Annotated in this window: 9 protein-coding genes; 4 read left to right on the top strand and 5 right to left on the bottom strand. The window is 32.6% G+C overall.

What is annotated here, in order from left to right:
* Positions 1-35 precede the first annotated feature (35 nt).
* Positions 36-290 carry a hypothetical protein gene (locus BA195_RS00625; RefSeq protein WP_068703853.1) on the top strand — a complete coding sequence of 85 codons (255 nt, stop codon included), beginning with the start codon at positions 36-38 and terminating at the stop codon, positions 288-290.
* Here the strand turns inward: BA195_RS00625 and BA195_RS00620 are convergent.
* On the bottom strand, positions 241-693 hold the full coding sequence (locus BA195_RS00620) for a GNAT family N-acetyltransferase (protein ID WP_068703854.1): 453 nt from the start codon (positions 691-693) through the stop codon (positions 241-243). The two genes, BA195_RS00625 and BA195_RS00620, sit on opposite strands and share 50 nt — an antisense overlap.
* A 34-nt stretch (positions 694-727) precedes the next feature.
* A complete protein-coding gene (nhaC, locus tag BA195_RS00615; protein WP_068703849.1) occupies positions 728-2,194 on the bottom strand; it encodes a Na+/H+ antiporter NhaC in 1,467 nt (488 codons plus the stop codon).
* Positions 2,195-2,850: 656 nt separating this feature from the next.
* On the opposite strand from nhaC, the gene BA195_RS00610 reads away from it, so the two are divergent.
* Positions 2,851-14,622 carry a BspA family leucine-rich repeat surface protein gene (locus BA195_RS00610; protein ID WP_068701390.1) on the top strand — a complete coding sequence of 3,924 codons (11,772 nt, stop codon included), beginning with the start codon at positions 2,851-2,853 and terminating at the stop codon, positions 14,620-14,622.
* 8 nt (positions 14,623-14,630) lie between these two features.
* The gene (locus BA195_RS00605) at positions 14,631-15,548 is read left to right on the top strand and encodes a PorP/SprF family type IX secretion system membrane protein (protein ID WP_068701388.1); all 918 of its coding nucleotides are present in this window, start codon (positions 14,631-14,633) and stop codon (positions 15,546-15,548) included.
* 62 nt (positions 15,549-15,610) lie between these two features.
* Here the strand turns inward: BA195_RS00605 and BA195_RS00600 are convergent, their stop codons facing one another.
* Entirely contained in the window at positions 15,611-16,249 is a 639-nt protein-coding gene (locus BA195_RS00600) for a MarC family protein (protein ID WP_068701386.1), read from the bottom strand.
* A 7-nt stretch (positions 16,250-16,256) separates the two neighbouring features.
* Positions 16,257-17,456 (bottom strand): aminotransferase class I/II-fold pyridoxal phosphate-dependent enzyme, encoded by a 1,200-nt coding sequence (locus BA195_RS00595; protein ID WP_068701385.1) that lies wholly within the window; start codon positions 17,454-17,456, stop codon positions 16,257-16,259.
* A gap of 165 nt (positions 17,457-17,621) precedes the next feature.
* On the opposite strand from BA195_RS00595, the gene BA195_RS00590 reads away from it, so the two are divergent.
* On the top strand, positions 17,622-18,080 hold the full coding sequence (locus BA195_RS00590) for an Lrp/AsnC family transcriptional regulator (RefSeq protein WP_068701383.1): 459 nt from the start codon (positions 17,622-17,624) through the stop codon (positions 18,078-18,080).
* A 66-nt stretch (positions 18,081-18,146) separates the two neighbouring features.
* On the opposite strand, the gene BA195_RS00585 is transcribed toward BA195_RS00590, so the two are convergent.
* On the bottom strand, positions 18,147-20,159 hold the full coding sequence (locus BA195_RS00585) for a transglutaminase domain-containing protein (RefSeq protein WP_068701381.1): 2,013 nt from the start codon (positions 20,157-20,159) through the stop codon (positions 18,147-18,149).
* Positions 20,160-20,163: the final 4 nt, after the last annotated feature.

Raw genomic sequence — 20,163 nt, 5'->3', positions numbered from 1 at the left:
TAATATGGCAGGTAAGTTATAATTGATCAATGACTATGAAGAGGCAATTAAAAAACAACTGGAAACTATTTTTAATAACAAGTTTAACTTTAGGATTAGCTCCTTTTAATCCACCACACATTGTTGGAAAATTAAAATGGATTTTAGGAGGTAATGCTTTTTTAGGTGAACAAGCAATGCGGTTTAAAGATTGGTTTGATGTTTTATTACACGGATCACCTTGGGTTCTTTTAGTATTGTCTATACTGTTAAATCTTTTTGCATTATTGGTAAAAACCGATTCGGAATAATACTCTCTTTTTTATCAATTATTATAAAACCTTGACTTTCGTAGAAGGCCACTGCATTTGGGTCGGCTAACAAGGTCAGTTCATTCGCATTTAAGTTAAGAGCCTTTGTAAAAGCGTGTAATAATAATTTTTTACCAATCCCTTTTCCTATAAATTCAGGAAATACAAATAACATCTCTAGTTCAATATTATTAACTATTGGTTGATTTAGAATATAAAATCCTGTAATCTTATTGTTTTGAATGAATTTATAAGCAAATAGACTTTTAATCATTTTAGGAGTAACAGTTAAATCACTTCGCCAACTTTCTATTAACTCGTCAGAATAGCCCCAATGTGCTTTAGAAAGCAAAGCAATATTGGTTAATAAATTCGTGTCTTTTATGGTGGCTTTTTGTATCATAAAAAAAGCCTCACTATTAAAGTGAGGCTTGTTATTATTTTTTAGCGATTTCTCTAATTTTAATTCTAAAAGCAGCAAATAACAAAGTCATAAACGGACTCATCCAGTTAAACATTGCATATAAAGCGTATTCGCCAACACCAACACCTAATACACCTGATTGATAGGCTCCACAGGTATTCCAAGGAATTAATACTGAAGTTACGGTTCCTGAATCTTCTAGCGTTCTACTTAAATTTTCTGGAGCTAGCCCTTTATCTTCGTATGCTTTTTTAAACATTTTTCCAGGAATTACTAAAGCTAAATATTGGTCAGAAGCAATAATGTTTAATCCTAAACAACTAATAACAGTACTTGCAAATAATCCGAAAACAGAAGAAGCAATGGTTAATAAAGCTTTTGTAAGTTTTGCTAAAGCACCAATAGCATCCATAATTCCTCCAAAAACCATAGCACAGATAATTAATAAGATTGTCCAAAGCATTCCTATAATTCCGCCAGAACTAAATAATTCTGTTAATTTTTCATCATCAGTTTGTACTTGCGTATCAGTTAAAATTGCATTTAAAACAGATTGAAATTTAGATTCCGTAAGTGTATCTAATACATCTCCTTGAAAAATTAAGGCGAAGATTGCAGCAAGTATCACACCAGTTCCTAAAGCAATTAAAGGTTTTGTTTTTAATAATATCATTGCAATAACAACTGTAGGAACTATAAATAATATAGGTGAAATATGAAATGTGTTTTGAATACTAGTTAATAAATTACTGATATCTGCGCTACCAGTAGTATCAATTGTAGCACTTAAAACGCTAAAAACAATAAGTGTAATTACAATTGTTGGCACTGTGGTATACGCCATATATTTTATGTGTGTAAATAAATCGGTGCCAGCCATTGCTGGGGCTAAATTTGTAGTATCTGATAAAGGTGACATTTTATCACCAAAATAAGCTCCAGAAATTACAGCTCCGGCAATCATTCCTGTCGGAATTCCTAATGCACTACCAATTCCTACCAAAGCGATACCTACGGTTGCTGAAGTGGTCCAAGAACTTCCTGTGGCAATTGATATAATTGCAGCAATTATTACAGATGCTGGTAAAAATATAGCAGGACTCAATACTTGCAACCCGTAATACACCATGGCAGGTATAATGCCACTTACTAGCCAAGTTCCAGCTAAGGCACCTACTAAAAATAAAATCATAATAGGTACAAAAACACTTTTCCAGTTTTCTAAAACTTCAGAAAACATTGTTTTTATCGATACTTTGTTTAAAAACCCAACTATGGCAGCAATAAAACCACCCATTAATAAAATATATTGATTAGAGTAATCACCTAACCAAGCTCCATCTGCATAAAATATATTATAAGCCAATAACCCCATTAAAAGAATTACAGGAATTAGTGCTTCCCATATACTTAGTTCTTTATTGTCAATAATTTTTTGGTCTTCTATAGTAATTTCAGATAAGTTTTTATCGTCTTGCATTGTGTAGTATTTTTCGGTTTGTAATGTTACGATTTTGTGAAGAATTATACAAGTAGAAACCATTTAGTACTTTTGTTAACTATGTATTCATTAATACAAATTGTTTTAGTTACTGCTTGTGGCGAAATAGTACTTGGTAAAAAAGATAGGAAATAAAGCATTGTTATTTGGTGAAATAGGGAAACAATACCTGATTTTGACGTGCTTATTGGTGACTGTATATATGGAAATGAAATTGACACCATGGCATTTTATAGAGATTTTACTTACTGTTTTAGATTCTTTATATTTTTTAGGGTAGATGACCTTTAAACTATATAATAAAGGGAAAAAACTAGGTACAATAACTTTTAATAATTAGACTTAGCTGTGTTTTTATTCATCTTTGCCACATCCAATTTTTAGATAGTTTTACTCTTTAGGCTACGCAGTTATTTTTACAATTTTAATACTTGTTTACCCCTGTTTTCAGGGGTAGTAATTTTACCCTTAACAAGGGATATTTAAAACAGTCTATATCTATAATTTTGTTGTAAAACATATAACAGTAATGTTATGTGTTAATATTATTTTATTAAATAATTTAAGATTAGCTAATAAAATAAGTAGTTGCATAACTACACAACTATAAATAATATAAAAGACAACATTATTACATGAAAGCTATAGTTACCATTATTCTGTGCTTTTTTATCTACACGATTTCTGCTCAAAACTTTATTACTACTTGGAAAACAGATAATCCAGGAACTTCATCAGCAACCTCAATTACAATTCCTACAATAAGTGGTGGGTATAATTACGATGTAGATTGGGATAATGATGGGGTTTTTGACGACTTAGGAATTACAGGATCAGCTACCCACGATTTTTTAACTGCAGGAACTTATACCGTACGAATTAGAGGAACTTTTCCGCGTATTTATTTTAACAATACAGGAGATAAAGAAAAAATACTTTCGGTAGAACAATGGGGAGATGGAAAGTGGACTTCTATGGAAAAGGCTTTTTATGGATGTAAAAATTTAGAGGTAAATGCAGCTGATGTACCAGATTTGTCTATGGCAACAAGTATGAAATATATGTTTTCTGGAGCAGCAAGCCTTAATCAGAGCCTTAATAGTTGGGATGTTAGTACAATAACAGACATGAGTGGTTTGTTTTCATCAACTACAATTTTTAATCAAGACCTCTCTAGTTGGGATGTGAGTAATGTGGTAGATATGAGATCAATGTTTTCGTCATCAAAAGCCTTTAATCAAGATATTTCTGGTTGGAATGTTGGTAATGTTACCAATATGTCAGGCATGTTTTCATCTACAGCAGTTTTTAATCAACCTATTGGGGTTTGGAATGTTGGAAGCGTAACAGATATGAGGTCAATGTTTTCATCATCAAAAGCCTTTAATCAAGATATTTCATCATGGAATACGAGTAAGGTAACCAACTTGAGTTGGATGTTTTATTTCTCTGAAGCATTTAGCGGAGATATTAATACTTGGGATGTTAGTAATGTTACAAATATGGGATACATGTTTTCTTATTGTTCTTATAATCAACCTATAGGTAATTGGAATACAGCAAAGGTGAAATCAATGAAATCTATGTTTTTTCAAAACAAAGATTTCAATCAAGATGTAGGTTTATGGGATGTAAGCTCAGTAACAGATATGAATTCTATGTTTTGGGGGGCAAAAGCTTTTAATCAAGATATTTCTGGATGGAATGTAAGTAATGTTACCAATATGGGGGTAATGTTAGCTTGGGCAAAAGACTTTAATTCTGATATTAGTGGTTGGGATGTAAGTAAGGTAATCAACATGAATAGTATGTTTGATGGAGTAACAGCTTTTAATCAACCTATTGGTTTATGGGATACTTCATCAGTAGTAAACATAGCAAATATGTTTCATAGCGCAACTTCATTTAATCAAGATTTAAGTAATTGGAATGTTAGTAACGTAACCAATATGATGGGAGTATTTTGGAATGCAACAGCATTTAATGGAAATATTTCAAATTGGGATGTTAGTAAAGTAACACAAATGCCAAGAATGTTTTATAAAGCAACTTCATTTAACGTTGATATCACAAATTGGAATGTAGCTTCAGTTACTTCTATGGAAAATATGTTTAGAGAAGCAACCATTTTTAATCAAAACATTAGTGGTTGGGATGTAAGTTCGGTAGCCACTATGGAAGGTATGTTTAGGTATACCGATTTATTTAATCAGGATATAAGTGGTTGGAGTGTAGCATCTGTTACTAACATGGAAAGCATGTTTGAAAAAGCTATTGTATTTGATCAAAACTTAGGGGGGTGGAACGTAACGAATGTAACAAACATGAATCGCATGTTTCACTACATGGAACTATCACCCACAAACTACGATGCCTTATTAAACGGATGGAATGCACAAACATTACAATCAAATGTTGTTTTTAGTGGAGGAGGTAGTACTTATTGTTCAGCTAAACCAGCAAAAGACAATATTATAAGTACAAATAATTGGACAATTACTGATGGCGGATTAGCCTGTACATTAAATACAACCGACTTTGTAACTACTTGGAAAACGGATAACCCAGGAACATCATCAGCAACTTCAATTACGATTCCAACAACAGGTGGCGTGTATAATTATGATGTAGATTGGGATAATGATGGAACTTTTGATGAGTTAGGAATTACAGGATCAGTTACCCACGATTTTTTAACTGCTGGAACTTATACCATACGAATTAGAGGAACTTTTCCGCAGATTCGTTTTAACAATACAGGTGATAAAGATAAAATAGTATCGGTTGATCAATGGGGTAATAACCAATGGTCTTCAATGGCGGTAGCTTTTTATGGATGTAAAAACTTAGAATTAAACGCAACAGATGCCCCCAATTTATCTATGGCAATAAGTATGCACCGGATGCTTGCAGGAACAGAAAGTTTTAATCAAGATATTAGTAATTGGGATGTGAGTACGATAACAGATATGAGTAACTTGTTTTCATCAGCAACTATATTTAATCAAGATATTTCAGGTTGGGATGTGAGTAGTGTAGTAAATATGAGGTCAATGTTTTCAGGAGCAACAGCATTTAATCAGCCTATTGGTAGTTGGAATGTTTCTAAGGTAACCAATATGAGCTGGATGTTTTCAGGAGCAACAACCTTCAATCAAGATATCGGTTTGTGGGATGTTTCTTCAATAGTAAATTTTAGCCATGTATTTTATAGAGCTAGTAGTTTTAATCAAGATTTAAATGGTTGGAATGTTTCTAAAGGATATAGAATGGATGGTATGTTTGCCTATGCTACGGCCTTTAATCAAGATATCGGTCTGTGGGATGTTTCTTCAGTTGCAAACTTAAAGAGCATGTTTCATAGCGCTACTAGTTTTAATCAAGATTTAAATGGTTGGAATGTCAGTAATGTAAAGGATATGACATCAGTTTTTCAAAGTGCGCTCTCTTTTAATGGAAATATTACGAATTGGGATGTTTCATTAGTAAAATATATGTCAAAGATGTTCTACGAAGCTAATGTTTTTAACCAGCCAATTGGTGGATGGAATGTTTCTATGGTTTCTCACATGGATTACTTATTTTATAAAGCAAATTCTTTTAATCAAGACATTGGTAATTGGAATGTTTCTAACGTTACTAATATGGAAAGAGTATTTATGTATGCTTCTGTATTTAATAAAGATATTGGTAGCTGGAATGTTTCTAATGTAACTAATATGAGAGGAATGTTTTATCATTCGTTTGCTTTTAATCAAGATATTGGTAGTTGGGATGTTTCTAAGGTAACAGATATGTATAGAATGTTTATTGGAGTAGGACTCTTTAATCATGATATAAGTAATTGGAATGTTTCTAGTGTTGCTACTATGGAAGGAATGTTCATGTTTGCTAACTCATTTAATCAGCCTATTGGTAATTGGGATGTTTCTAGTGTTACTAAGATGAAAGAAATGTTTAAAGGAGCGATGACGTTTGATCAAGATATTGGTAGTTGGAATGTTTCTAATGTGAGTAATATGGTAGATATGTTTAAAGATGCAAAACTATCAACCACAAACTACGATGCCTTATTAAACGGGTGGAATGCGCAAGTATTACAACCAAATGTTGTTTTTAGTGGCGGGAATAGTACCTATTGTACAGCGCAATCAGCAAGAGATAATATAATTAATACAGATAATTGGACGATTACTGATGGCGGATTAGCCTGTACATTAAATACAACCGATTTTGTAACTACCTGGAAAACGGATAACCCTGGAACATCATCAGCAACTTCAATTACAATTCCAACACATGGTGGTATGACTTATAATTATGATGTAGATTGGGATAATGATGGAGTTTTTGATGAGTTTGGAGTAACAGGTTCTGCTACGCACGATTTTTTGACTACAGGAACTTATACTATACGAATTAAAGGAACTTTTCCGCGTATTTATTTTATTAATGCAGGAGATAAAGAAAAAATACTATCGGTTGATCAATGGGGTAATAACCAATGGACTTCTATGGAAGCAGCATTTAAAGGGTGTAAAAATTTAGAAGTAAATGCACCCGATTCTCCCGATTTATCGAAGATGGTAAATATGAGAGAAATGTTTTGGGGCGCTAGTAAGTTTAACCAAGATATTAGTAGCTGGGATGTTTCTAATATCGAAAACATGACCTCGTTATTTGCCATTGCTAGTTCATTTAATCAAGATATTAGTAGCTGGGATGTTTCTAACGTAACCAGTATGGGCTGGATGTTTTCATCAGCAAAAGCATTTAATCAAGATATTAGTTCATGGAATGTAGCTAAGGTAAAATGGATGCAATGGATGTTTGCTTCTACAGATGCTTTTAATCAGGATATTAGTAGTTGGGATGTTAGTAAAGTTACCAATATGAGTAGAATGTTTTGGAAGTCAATGTCTTTCAATCAAAACATTAGTAGTTGGGATGTTTCTAATGTAATAACTATGGAATCTATGTTCGAATCTTCAATATTCAATGAAAACATAAGTACATGGAATGTTTCGAAGGTTAAAAGTATGCGTTTGATGTTTTCTAAGAATGCTTTTTTTAATCAAGATATAGGTACTTGGAATGTTAATGCGGTAACGAATATGAATAGTATGTTTAGAGACGCAAAAGTGTTTAATCAAGATATTAGTTCATGGCAAGTAAGCAATGTGACTGACATGGGGTTCTTGTTTTCAGGGGCAAAGAATTTTAATCAAGATATTGGTAATTGGAATCTATCTAAGGTAGTGACTATGAATCATATGTTTAATGAAGCTCTAGCTTTTAATCAAAATATTGGTAGTTGGAACGTGTCTAATGTAACTAATATGACTAGTATGTTTATAAAGGCTCTTTCATTTAATCAAGATATTGGTAGTTGGGATGTCTCAAAAGTAGAAAGTATGAATTATATGTTTTGGCAAGCAGCAGCATTTGATCAAAACATAGGAGGGTGGAATGTAGCCAATGTTACCGATATGGGAAATATGTTTAGGGATGCTAAACTTTCAACCACAAACTACGATGCTTTATTAAACGGATGGAATGCACAAACATTACAGCCAAATGTTATTTTTCACGGAGGAAATAGTACGTATTGTTCGGGAGAAACAGCAAGAAATAATATCACTAGTACAGATAATTGGACAATTACCGATGCGGGATTAGCTTGTACATTAAATACAACTGATTTTGTAACTACCTGGAAAACGGATAACCCAGGAACATCATCAGCAACTTCAATTACAATTCCAACGCATGGTGGTACGACCTACAATTATGATGTAGATTGGGATAATGATGGAACTTTTGATGAATTGGGTATTACAGGTTCTGTTATCCACGATTTTTTAACAGCTGGAACTTATACCATACGAATTAGAGGAGCTTTTCCGCGTATTCATTTTAATGACAATAGAGATAAAGAAAAAATACTTTCAGTTGATCAATGGGGAGATAATCAATGGATTTCAATGGAAAAAGCTTTCTATGGATGTAAAAATTTAGAAGTTAATGCAGCTGATGCACCAAATTTATCGATGGCGACAAGTATGAATAGAATGTTTGAAGGAGCAAGTAGTCTTAATCAAAATATTAACAACTGGGATGTGAGTACTATTACTGATATGGGAAATTTGTTTAGAAAGGCAACTATATTTAATCAAGACCTTAGTGGATGGGATGTGAGTAATGTAACAAATATGTGGTCGATGTTTTCATCAGCAACAGCATTTAATCAAAATATTGGTTCATGGAATGTAGGTAAGGTAGAATCTATGCAATCTATGTTTTCTTATGCAAGTAATTTTAACCAAGACATTAGTTCTTGGAATGTTGCTAATGTTTTAACAATGAGGTCGATGTTCAACTCTTCAATTTTCAATAAAAATATCAGTACATGGAATGTATCAAAGGTTGAAGATATGAGCTTTATGTTTGATAAAAATATTTTTTTTAATCAAGATATTTCAGGTTGGGATGTGAGTAGTGTAGTAAATATGAGGTCAATTTTTTCAAAAGCAACAGCATTTAATCAACCTATTGGTAGTTGGAATGTTTCTAAGGTAACCAATATGAACTGGATGTTTTCAGGAGCAACAGCATTTGATCAACCTATTGGTAGCTGGGATGTTTCTAACGTAACCGATATGGTCTGGATGTTTTCATCAGCAAAGGTATTTAATCAAGATATTGGTAGTTGGGACGTGTCCAATGTAATAAATATGAAAGGTATGTTTGCAGTAACTTTATTATTTAATCAAGATATCAGTAGTTGGAATGTAAGTAAAGTAACTGATATGAATTATATGTTCTGGGCAGCGGTGTTATTTAATCAAAATTTAGGTAGTTGGGATGTTTCAAAAGTAACTAATATGAGTTATATGTTTTGGAGAGCATCGTCATTTGATCAAAACATAGGAGGGTGGAATGTAGCCAACGTTACCAATATGGTAGATATGTTTAAAGATGCAAAACTTTCAACCACAAACTACGATGCCTTATTAAACGGATGGAATGCACAAACATTACAGCCAAATGTTATTTTTCACGGAGGAAATAGTACGTATTGTTCGGGAGAAACAGCAAGAGATAATATAATTAATACAGATAATTGGACGATTACTGATGGCGGATTAGCCTGTACATTAAATACAACCGATTTTGTAACTATCTGGAAAACGGATAACCCAGGAGCTTCCTCAGCAACTTCAATAACAATTCCAACACATGGTAGCACTACCTACAATTACGATGTAGATTGGGATAATGATGGAATTTTTGACGAACTTGGAGTTACGGGGTCAGTTACCCACGATTTTTTAATTGCTGGAACTTATACTATACGAATTAAAGGAACTTTTCCACGTATTTATTTTAATAATACAGACGATAAAGAAAAAATACTTTCAGTTGATCAATGGGGAGATAATCAATGGGCTTCAATGGAAGCAGCATTTAAAGGATGTAAAAATTTAGAAGTTAATGCTATAGATAAACCAGATTTAACGAACGCAACTGATATGAATGGTATGTTTTTTGGAGCTAGTAGTTTAAATCAAGATATCAGTGGTTGGGATGTTAGTACCATTACTAATATGCGAGCAGTATTCGCATCAGCTACAGCATTCAATCAAAATATCAGCACTTGGGATGTGTCTAATGTAACTGATATGTATTGGATGTTTGCATCAGCAACAGCATTTAATCAAGATATCGGTAGTTGGAACGTGTCTAATGTTACTAATATGGAAGGGATGTTTTGGGGCGCAACAGCATTTAATCAAAATATTGGTAGCTGGAATGTTTCTAAAGTGTCAAGTATGCGAGTGATGTTTTCTCAAGCGCCTTTGTTTAACCAAAATTTGAGTAGTTGGAATGTTTCTAACGTTACTAATATGGAGGCAATGTTTAGGTTAGTAACAGCATTTAATCAAGATTTGAGTAGTTGGGATGTGGGGGCCGTAACGGATATGCAACAAATGTTTAGAGGTGCAACATTGTTTGATCAGGATATTAGTGGATGGAATGTCTCTAATGTCATTACAATGGAAAACATGTTTAAAGATGCTAAACTTTCAACTGCAAATTACGACGCCTTATTAAATGGTTGGAATGCACAAATATTACAATCGAATGTTGTTTTTGATGGAGGAAATAGTACATATTGTATAAGTGAAACAGCAAGAACTACATTGATAGGTACAGATGGTTGGGTAATTACTGATGGGGGTAAGTTGTGTAATATTGTTCCTGAATGTACGGAGTTAACCACACCATCAAACGGAACAACAAATATATCTGTAGATAGTAATTTAAGTTGGTCATCAATAGCCACGGCAACAGGTTATAAAGTTAGTATTGGTACTAGCTCGGGTGCAACGGATGTTGTAAATAACGAAGATGTAGGTAATGTATTAACTTACAATCCAACGACAGATTTCTTATCGAACACAACTTATTACGTAACAATAGTAGCTTACAATTCCGCAGGCGATGCAACAGGTTGTTTAGAAACAAGTTTTACAACAGAAACAGTAGTTGTAATACCATCGTGTACGGAGTTAACCACACCATCAAACAGCTCTACAGATGTATCAGTAAGTACAAATTTAAGTTGGTCATCAATAGCAACGGCAACAGGCTATAAAGTTAGTATTGGTACTAGTTCAGGAGCAACGGATGTTGTAAATAATGAAGATGTAGGTAATGTGTTAACTTACAATCCATCGATAGATTTCTTATCAAACACTACTTATTATGTAACAATAACGGCTTATAACACGGCAGGCGATGCAACAGGATGTAGTGAAACAAGTTTTACAACAGAAACGGTAGTTGTAGCGCCATCATGTACGATATTAAACAATCCTTCTGATGGAACAACAGATGTATCGGTAAGTACAAATTTAAGTTGGTCATCAATAGCAACGGCAACAGGCTATAAAGTTAGCATTGGTACAAGTTCAGGAGCATCGGATGTTGTAAATAACGAAGATGTTGGTAATGTGTTGACTTACAATCCAACAACAGATTTCTTATCAAACACTACTTATTACGTAACAATAACGGCTTATAACACGGCAGGCGATGCAACAGGTTGTTCAGAAACAAGTTTTACAACAGAAACAGTAGTTGTAATACCATCATGTACGGAGTTAACCACACCATCAAACGGAACAACAGATGTATCAGTAAGTACAAATTTAAGTTGGTCATCAATAGCCACGGCAACAGGCTATAAAGTTAGTATTGGTACAAGTTCAGGTGCAACGGATGTTGTCAATAATGAAGATGTAGGTAATGTATTGACTTACAATCCAACGACAGATTTCTTATCAAACACTATTTATTACGTAACAATAGTAGCTTACAATTCCGCAGGCGATGCAACAGGTTGTGTAGAAACAAGCTTTACAACAGAAACAGTAGTTGTAATACCATCGTGTACGGAGTTAACCACACCATCAAACGGAACAATAGATGTATCAGTAAGTACAAATTTAAGTTGGTCATCAATAGCAACGGCAACAGGCTATAAAGTTAGCATTGGTACAAGTTCAGGAGCATCGGATGTTGTAAATAACGAAGATGTTGGTAATGTTTTAACTTACAATCCAACAACAGATTTCTTATCCAACACTACTTATTACGTAACAATAACGGCTTATAACACGGCAGGCGATGCAACAGGTTGTTCAGAAACAAGTTTTACAACAGAAACAGTAGTTGTAATACCATCGTGTACGGAGTTAACCACACCATCAAACGGAACAACAGATGTATCAGTAAGTACAAATTTAAGTTGGTCATCAATAACAACGGCAACAGGCTATAAAGTTAGCATTGGTACAAGTTCGGGTGCAACGGATGTTGTAAATAAGGAAGATGTAGGTAATGTTTTAAGTTACAATCCAACGATAGATTTCTTATCCAACACTACTTATTATGTAACAATAACGGCTTATAACACGGCAGGCAATGCAACAGGATGTAGTGAAACAAGTTTTACAACAGAAACGGTAGTTGTAGTGCCATCATGTACGATATTAAACAATCCTTCGGATGGAACAACAGATGTATCGGTAAGTACAAATTTAAGTTGGTCATCAATAGCCACGGCAACAGGTTATAAAGTTAGTATTGGTAGTAGTTCGGGTGCAACGGATGTTGTAAATAACGAAGATGTAGGCAATGTGTTGACTTACAATCCATCGATAGATTTCTTATCAAACACTACTTATTATGTAACAATAGTAGCTTACAATTCCGCAGGCGATGCAACAGGTTGTTCAGAAACAAGTTTTACAACAGAAACAGTAGTTGTAATACCATCATGTACGGAGTTAACCACACCATCAAACGGAACAACAGATGTATCGGTAAGTACAAATTTAAGTTGGTCATCAATAGCCACGGCAACAGGTTATAAAGTTAGTATTGGTAGTAGTTCGGGTGCAACGGATGTTGTAAATGACGAAGATGTAGGTAATGTTTTAAGTTACAATCCATCGACAGATTTCTCATCAAATACTACTTATTATGTAACAATCACCGCTTACAATTCCGCAGGCGATGCAACAGGTTGTTCAGAAACAAGTTTTACAACAGAAACAGTAGTTGTAATGCCATCGTGTACGGAGTTAACCACACCATCAAACGGTGCTACAGATGTATCTGTAAGTACAAATTTAAGTTGGTCATCAATAACAACGGCAACAGGCTATAAAGTTAGCATTGGTACAAGTTCGGGTGCAACGGATGTTGTAAATAAGGAAGATGTAGGTAATGTTTTAAGTTACAATCCAACGATAGATTTCTTATCAAACACTACTTATTATGTAACAATAACGGCTTATAACACGGCAGGCGATGCAACAGGATGTAGTGAAACAAGTTTTACAACAGAAACAGTAGTTGTAATACCATCGTGTACGGAGTTAACCACACCATCAAACAGCGCTACAGATGTATCAGTAAGTACAAATTTAAGTTGGTCATCAATAGCAACGGCAACAGGCTATAAAGTTAGCATTGGTAGTAATTCAGGTGCATCGGATGTTGTAAATAACGAAGATGTAGGTAATGTCTTAACTTACAATCCATCGATAGATTTCTTATCAAATACTACTTATTATGTAACAATAGTAGCTTACAATTCCGCAGGCGATGCAACAGGTTGTTCAGAAACAAGTTTTACAACAGAAACGGTAGTTGTAATACCATCATGTACGATATTAAACAATCCTTCGGATGGAACAACAGATGTATCGGTAAGTACAAATTTAAGTTGGTCATCAATAGCAACGGCAACAGGCTATAAAGTTAGCATTGGTACAAGTTCAGGAGCATCGGATGTTGTAAATAACGAAGATGTAGGTAATGTTTTAACTTACAATCCAACAACAGATTTCTTATCAAACACTACTTATTACGTAACAATAACGGCTTATAACACGGCAGGCGATGCAACAGGTTGTTCAGAAACAAGTTTTACAACAGAAACAGTAGTTGTAATACCATCGTGTACGGAGTTAACCACACCATCAAACGGAACAACAGATGTATCAGTAAGTACAAATTTAAGTTGGTCATCAATAGCCACGGCAACAGGTTATAAAGTTAGTGTCGGAACGAGTTCGGGTGCAACGGATGTTGTAAATGACGAAGATGTAGGTAATGTTTTAAGTTACAATCCATCGACAGATTTCTTATCCAACACGACGTATTATGTAACAATCACCGCTTACAATTCAGCAGGCAATGCAACAGGTTGTTCAGAAACAAGTTTTACAACAGAAACGGTAGTTGTAATACCATCGTGTACGGAGTTAACCACACCATCAAACGGAACAACAGATGTATCAGTAAGTACAAATTTAAGTTGGTCATCAATAGCCACGGCAACAGGTTATAAAGTTAGTATTGGTCTTAGTTCAGGCGCAACGGATGTTGTAAATAACGAAGATGTAGGTAATGTATTAACTTACAATCCATCTATAGATTTCTTATCAAACACTATTTATTACGTAACAATAGTAGCTTACAATTCCGCAGGCGATGCAACAGGTTGTGTAGAAACAAGTTTTACAACGGAGAAAAGAGATGATATAAAATATGGTTTTTCACCAGATGGTGACGGGATTAATGAATATTGGGAAATCAAGGGAATAGAGCAATATCCTAAGAATGTTGTGAGTATATACAACCGTTGGGGAGATATGGTATTCGAAATTAAAGGATATGATAACAATCTAAGAGTATTTAGAGGAGAGGCTAATAAGAAAAAAGTTTTAGGAGCAGGAACTTTGCCTTCAGGAACTTATTTTTTCAATATTCAAATTACAGGGACACATAACTTTAAAAAATTAAAAGGATTTTTAATCTTAAAACGATAAAAATAATTATGCAGGCAGTATTTAAACCAATATTTATTGGATTACTTTTTGGGATGTTTCATGTATGTTTGGCGCAGCAAACACCAACTTTTTCTGAGTACAATTACAATGTTTTTATTTTAAACTCAGCATATGCAGGTTTTGAAAAAGACACTGAATTGGTGTTTTCGAGTGCAGGTTTTTCTAATGAATTAGATGGAGCACCAAAAAGTACAACTTTTAGTTTTAACACCTCTTTAAAAGAAGGACAAATAGGTCTTGGAGCAGGTGTTATTCATGATGAAATAGGGGTATCAAAAACAACAACAGCTTTTGCAGCTTATTCATATAAACTTTTTTTTGATAGTCAGGATGATCGACCACATTGGCAACATTATTATCCAACAGTTCTTTCTTTTGGAATAACAGCAGGAGCACAGTTTTACAATGATAATTTGTTAGATTTAGGAATTATTGATGATCCTAAATTTCAACGAAATATAAATACAATAATTCCTACTGTAGGTGTTGGTTTTATGTTTAATTATAAAGAGTTATTTGTTGGTGCTTCTATGCCAAATGTGTTAGGTGTTGAATTAGCGTCTGAGGATAATTTAGATTTATCAACACCTTTTTATATTTATGGGGGATACCGAATTTTTACAAATATTTTTAGGGAGACAATGATTAAACCTAGTTTTTTATTGAAAAAAGAAGGAGGAGTGCCATTACAAGCAGATGTTAATGTAGCAGTAAATCTTAAAAATAAGATAGAATTTGGTGCGGGGTATAGAACCAATGGCTCCCTAAATTTATTATTAGGAGTTTATGCACTTAAAAAACTTAGGGTGATGTATAATTATAACATGGCATCAGGAAATGCGCCAATTCATACAACTCACGGTATTGTGTTAGGATACCGATTTGGAGATGGGTATTCGGAGTAAATAGTAAGCAAATTTCAATAAAAAAGAGAGTTATGATTTGGTATAACTCTCTTTTTAAGAGGTTAGTTTGTGCTGAAAATGTCTAATAATATTGGTTTTAATCCGCTAAAGAAAAACTCTACAGCAATAACCATAACAATAAGTCCCATCAAACGCATCATAACATTAATACCAGTTTGGCCAATAACTTTTATGATTTTTGAAGAGCTATAAAGTATTATATAAGTTAGTAAAATTACTAAGAAAGCAGTAAAAATTAACGCTATTTTTTTCTCCATAGAATCAGCATCTTCCATCATAACAATTGCGTTTGTTAAAGCTCCAGGACCACAAATCATAGGAATTGCTAGTGGTGTTACAGAGATGTCATTTACATAGTTTTTTATTTCAGGGTCTTTCAATTTTACTTTTCCTAATCTAGCATGTAGCATATCCATCCCCATTAAAAAGAAAATTACACCACCTACAATTCTAAAACTATTTACTGATATTCCAAAAAAATTAAATAACAATTGACCAGAAAAAGCAAAAATCAAAATAGTAATGAAACTAACTATCGATGCTTTTTTTGCAGTTTTTGTTCTATGATTTTGATCTAAATCGGCAGTCATCGTCATAAAAATCGGCATGGTTCCAAAAGGATTTATCAATGTAAAAAAAGATGTAAAAGATAAAATTCCAAAAGCGATTACTTCGTTCATAATTTATTTATAAAATAGCTGTTTTTAACATACAATTTTTAATGATTTGATAGGTGCGCTCAATATCATTATCCAATCCGATAGAAAACCGAATTAAACCATCAGATAAACCCATTTCTTTCTGTTCATCTTCTGGAATTTCAGATGACGTTGAAGTTCCAGGAGCTGAAAATAATGTTTTATAAAACCCTAAACTAACCGCTAAGTAGCCAACATTTTTTTCTTGCATTAATTCCATTAAGGCATTTGCTTTATCTAACGAACCAGCATCAATAGTTAACATACCACCAAAACCGTATTCATCATTCATCATCGATTTAAAAATTTTATGTGAAGGATGCGATTTTAATCCAGGATATACGGTTTTTAATCCGTCAGCTTCAAATTTTTCAGCTAAAAAAGCAGCATTTTTACTGTGTTGTTTTATTCTGATGTGCAACGTTCTCATATTTTTTAAAATTGATGAAGATCGCAAAGAATCCATTGAAGAACCTAATAACATACTTGCGCCATCAATTACACTTTTTTGCGAATTGATAAAATCTGCGGATGCACAAACAACACCTCCCATAGTATCAGAAGAGCCATTGATGAATTTTGTTAAACTATGTATTACCACATCGGCACCTAATTGCGCAGGTGAAATTGATAACGGAGAAAAGGTGTTGTCAATGACTAATTGTAAGTTGTACTTTTTTGCTAAAGCGGATAAGCCTTTAATATCGGCTATTTCTAATAGCGGATTACTTACCGATTCGCAATAAATCATTTTTGTGTTTTCGGTAATGGCAGCTTCTACAATTGCTAAATCTGTAATATTAACAAATGATGTTTTTATTCCTAATCTGGGAGTAAAGTTTTTTAAAAAAGCATAGGTTCCTCCATAAATAGTTCTACTTGAAACAACATGATCATTAGCCCCACAAATTTGTAAAATGGTAGCTGTAATTGCTCCCATTCCAGACCCAGCAACATTGGCAGATTCTGCACCTTCCATAGCTGCTAAAGCTTCACTTAAATATAAATTTGAAGGTGATGTGTGACGGGAGTATAAATAACAACCATCGGTATTTCCTTCAAAAGTATCGAACATTGTTTTTGCTTTTAAAAAAGTGTAGGTAGAAGAATCAGAAATAGAAGGATTTATACCTCCATATTCTCCAAAATATTGTAGGTCTTGAATATTATCAGCAGGTTTGAAACTCATAATGTAATTTTTTAGTTGTTTTTATTGCTGTAAAACACATGTTTTTTTGATTGTAAATCAATGCATAAGGTTAATTATAGATTATTTTTCTTTAAATTTTAGTATTAGTAGTTTTAAAAGTTTATTTTTTGCTTTTTAAAGTATAAAAACACTTAAAATTTTCAGATGAAATTAGATGGAATAGATAAAAAATTATTGAGCTTACTTCAAAAAGATAGTAAGCAAACCACAAAACAATTGTCTTTACAGTTAAATTTATCGGTAACTGCTGTTTATGAGCGAATTAAAAAGCTTGAAAGAGAAGGTGTAATAACCCAATATGTGGCACTACTTGACAAGAATAAAATTGAAAAATCTTTTTTAGTTTTTTGTCATTTAAAGTTAGAAAAACATACTAAAGAAAATATTGTAGTTTTTGAAAAAGAAATTACAAAATTAGAAGAAGTAACCGAATGCTTTCATGTCAGTGGTGATTACGATTATATTTTAAAAATTTACGTAAAAGATATGGATGAATACCGTGATTTTATGGTAAATAAATTAACTGTATTAAAACACATTGGAAGTACTTACAGTACGTTTACTATAGGTAAGGTCAAAAATTCTAATGCTATTATATTATAAAAGAGCAACCAATTAAACGGTTGCTCTTTTGATTTTTGTTAGAATAATTATTATATCAATAATATTTTATTTTTTAATTAAAACTATATTTTCGGTTTGTTTTTCAACTAGTTTTTTATAAAAATTTTTAACTATACCATAGTATTGTTGATTAATAATTTGTGTATTAAATTGTAATATTGACGATAATTTTATTTTATTTCCTTGAACTGTAACGAGATATTTAAAGACCCCTAGATTATCAGGTAAAGCAATAGCACTCTCTTTAGGAAAAGATTCAACGATATAACCTTCAGGCACCGTTATAGAAACTGTAAATTTATCTTGCCAAGGAATGATATAATCAATAGGATAGTTTCTTTCATTAGTCTTAAATGGGTTTTCCGAAGTTGCTAAAAATAATAAAGGCGAAAAATATAATTTTTCATTAACCTTTTCAATTAAATCTTCACTTGTAAATTTTAAGGTTTGTGTAATTGATTTTGTAGTGTTTTCTTTATTTAAAATTTTAAAGTCATTAACTTCAATACTAAGTTTTTCTTCTATTGATGTAATAATTTCATCTTCTTTTTTGATGTTGTTTAATTGTCTGTAAAACATAGCCGCATGACCTGACAATGATTTTCGATACATTCCTGTAACTTCACCTAAATCAGCATCTATTTTTACATATAAAATATTATTTTCTTTGGAGTGCTTTGTAGGGGTTAGTTCTACTTTTCTTGAGTCTCCATTGGTAAGAATTTCTCTTCCATACCAATTTAATGCTCTTTGTGGAATTACATTAGGAGCAGAATAAGGGTCAGTAGCATCTAATAAAATATATTTTCCATTAGAAAAATTAACTTTTGAAATAACATAATTAAATCCTAGTACAGTAGGGAAAAGAGGTACTCCGCTGTTTTTTGTGCTTATCAAGACAGGGTTAGCGTCTAAACCAGCAAATCGTAGCATTGATGTAAGCATAAGATTTATTTCTGCAGAATTTCCAGTACCTTCTTTATATGCTTTTTTTACACCTTTATCGGTGTACTTAGAGTAGTATCTATTCCATTTTACTTTAAATTTCAAAAACTGAAAAATAGATAAAGCCTTTTCGAAATTATTTTTACTATCACCTATAATTGATTTTAAATCATCTTTGTAGTAATTGTTTTTTTCTAGTTCTCGACCAAAATATGGAGACTCATATATCGTTTTAGATATGTTTTTCCAATTAGTAGAGAGGTATTTAGGGACTGAGTTTGGGAATTTTAAAACACTTGTTTCAAACTTTATAGCAGCTCTATAGTTGTGAATATTAGAAGAAAAAACCTCTTTGCTTTTTAGCCTTGGTACATTTTCTTCTTGAATGATGTATAGATAATTTTTAAATTCTAAATTACCTTCAAACTTAGTTTTTACATACCCTCCTTGTTGGTTAACCATTTTGTCATATTTGTAAGGTATCGTTTTATTTTCAATACTTTCTTTGATGTTAAAATGTAGGAATCCTTTAATATGTTTTTTTGTTACGAAATATTCTGGAATTTTAACAATAACATCGAGTTTTTTTATAGGTATATTGTTTTGTAAATAAATTTCACTAATACTAGAGGTAAATGGAGAGGTTATGGTATAACTTAAGTCAATTATACAAAAAGGCTTTACGTTAGGCATTGTAAATTTAACCAATTCTAAATATTTATTTTTTTGTTCTTTAAATATATCTTTTTTTGTCAGTTTTGTTCTTTCTATTTTATTTTCATTAAGATTAAAAGTGTATGCTTTTAATGAAGAAATATTCTCTTTAGTGTTATTGTTTTTTAATAGTTTTATTTCTTTTTTAGAAAATTTGTAACCATTCTTATTTAATATTTTAATTGTTTCTCGTACGTAAGTTTTTGTGGTCCAGCCTTTAGTAGGGCTAAATTCGTATTCAATTTTTTTTTCTTTTAAAAGATATATCGCATCTGCAGTAGAATCTAAAGGGTGAAGTTTTTCTTCAAGTTCAGTTTTTGAAACTTTTCCGAATTTTATTTTTTGAGAATTGATTGTCAATGAGATTAATAGTGTAAAAAGTAAGAGTGTTTTTTTCATAGTA

This window comes from Tenacibaculum soleae (genome assembly GCF_001693415.1).
Classification (GTDB): domain Bacteria; phylum Bacteroidota; class Bacteroidia; order Flavobacteriales; family Flavobacteriaceae; genus Polaribacter; species Polaribacter soleae.
The sequence above is the reverse complement of the archived record's forward strand: the minus strand, read 5'-3'. Positions and strand labels throughout refer to the sequence as shown.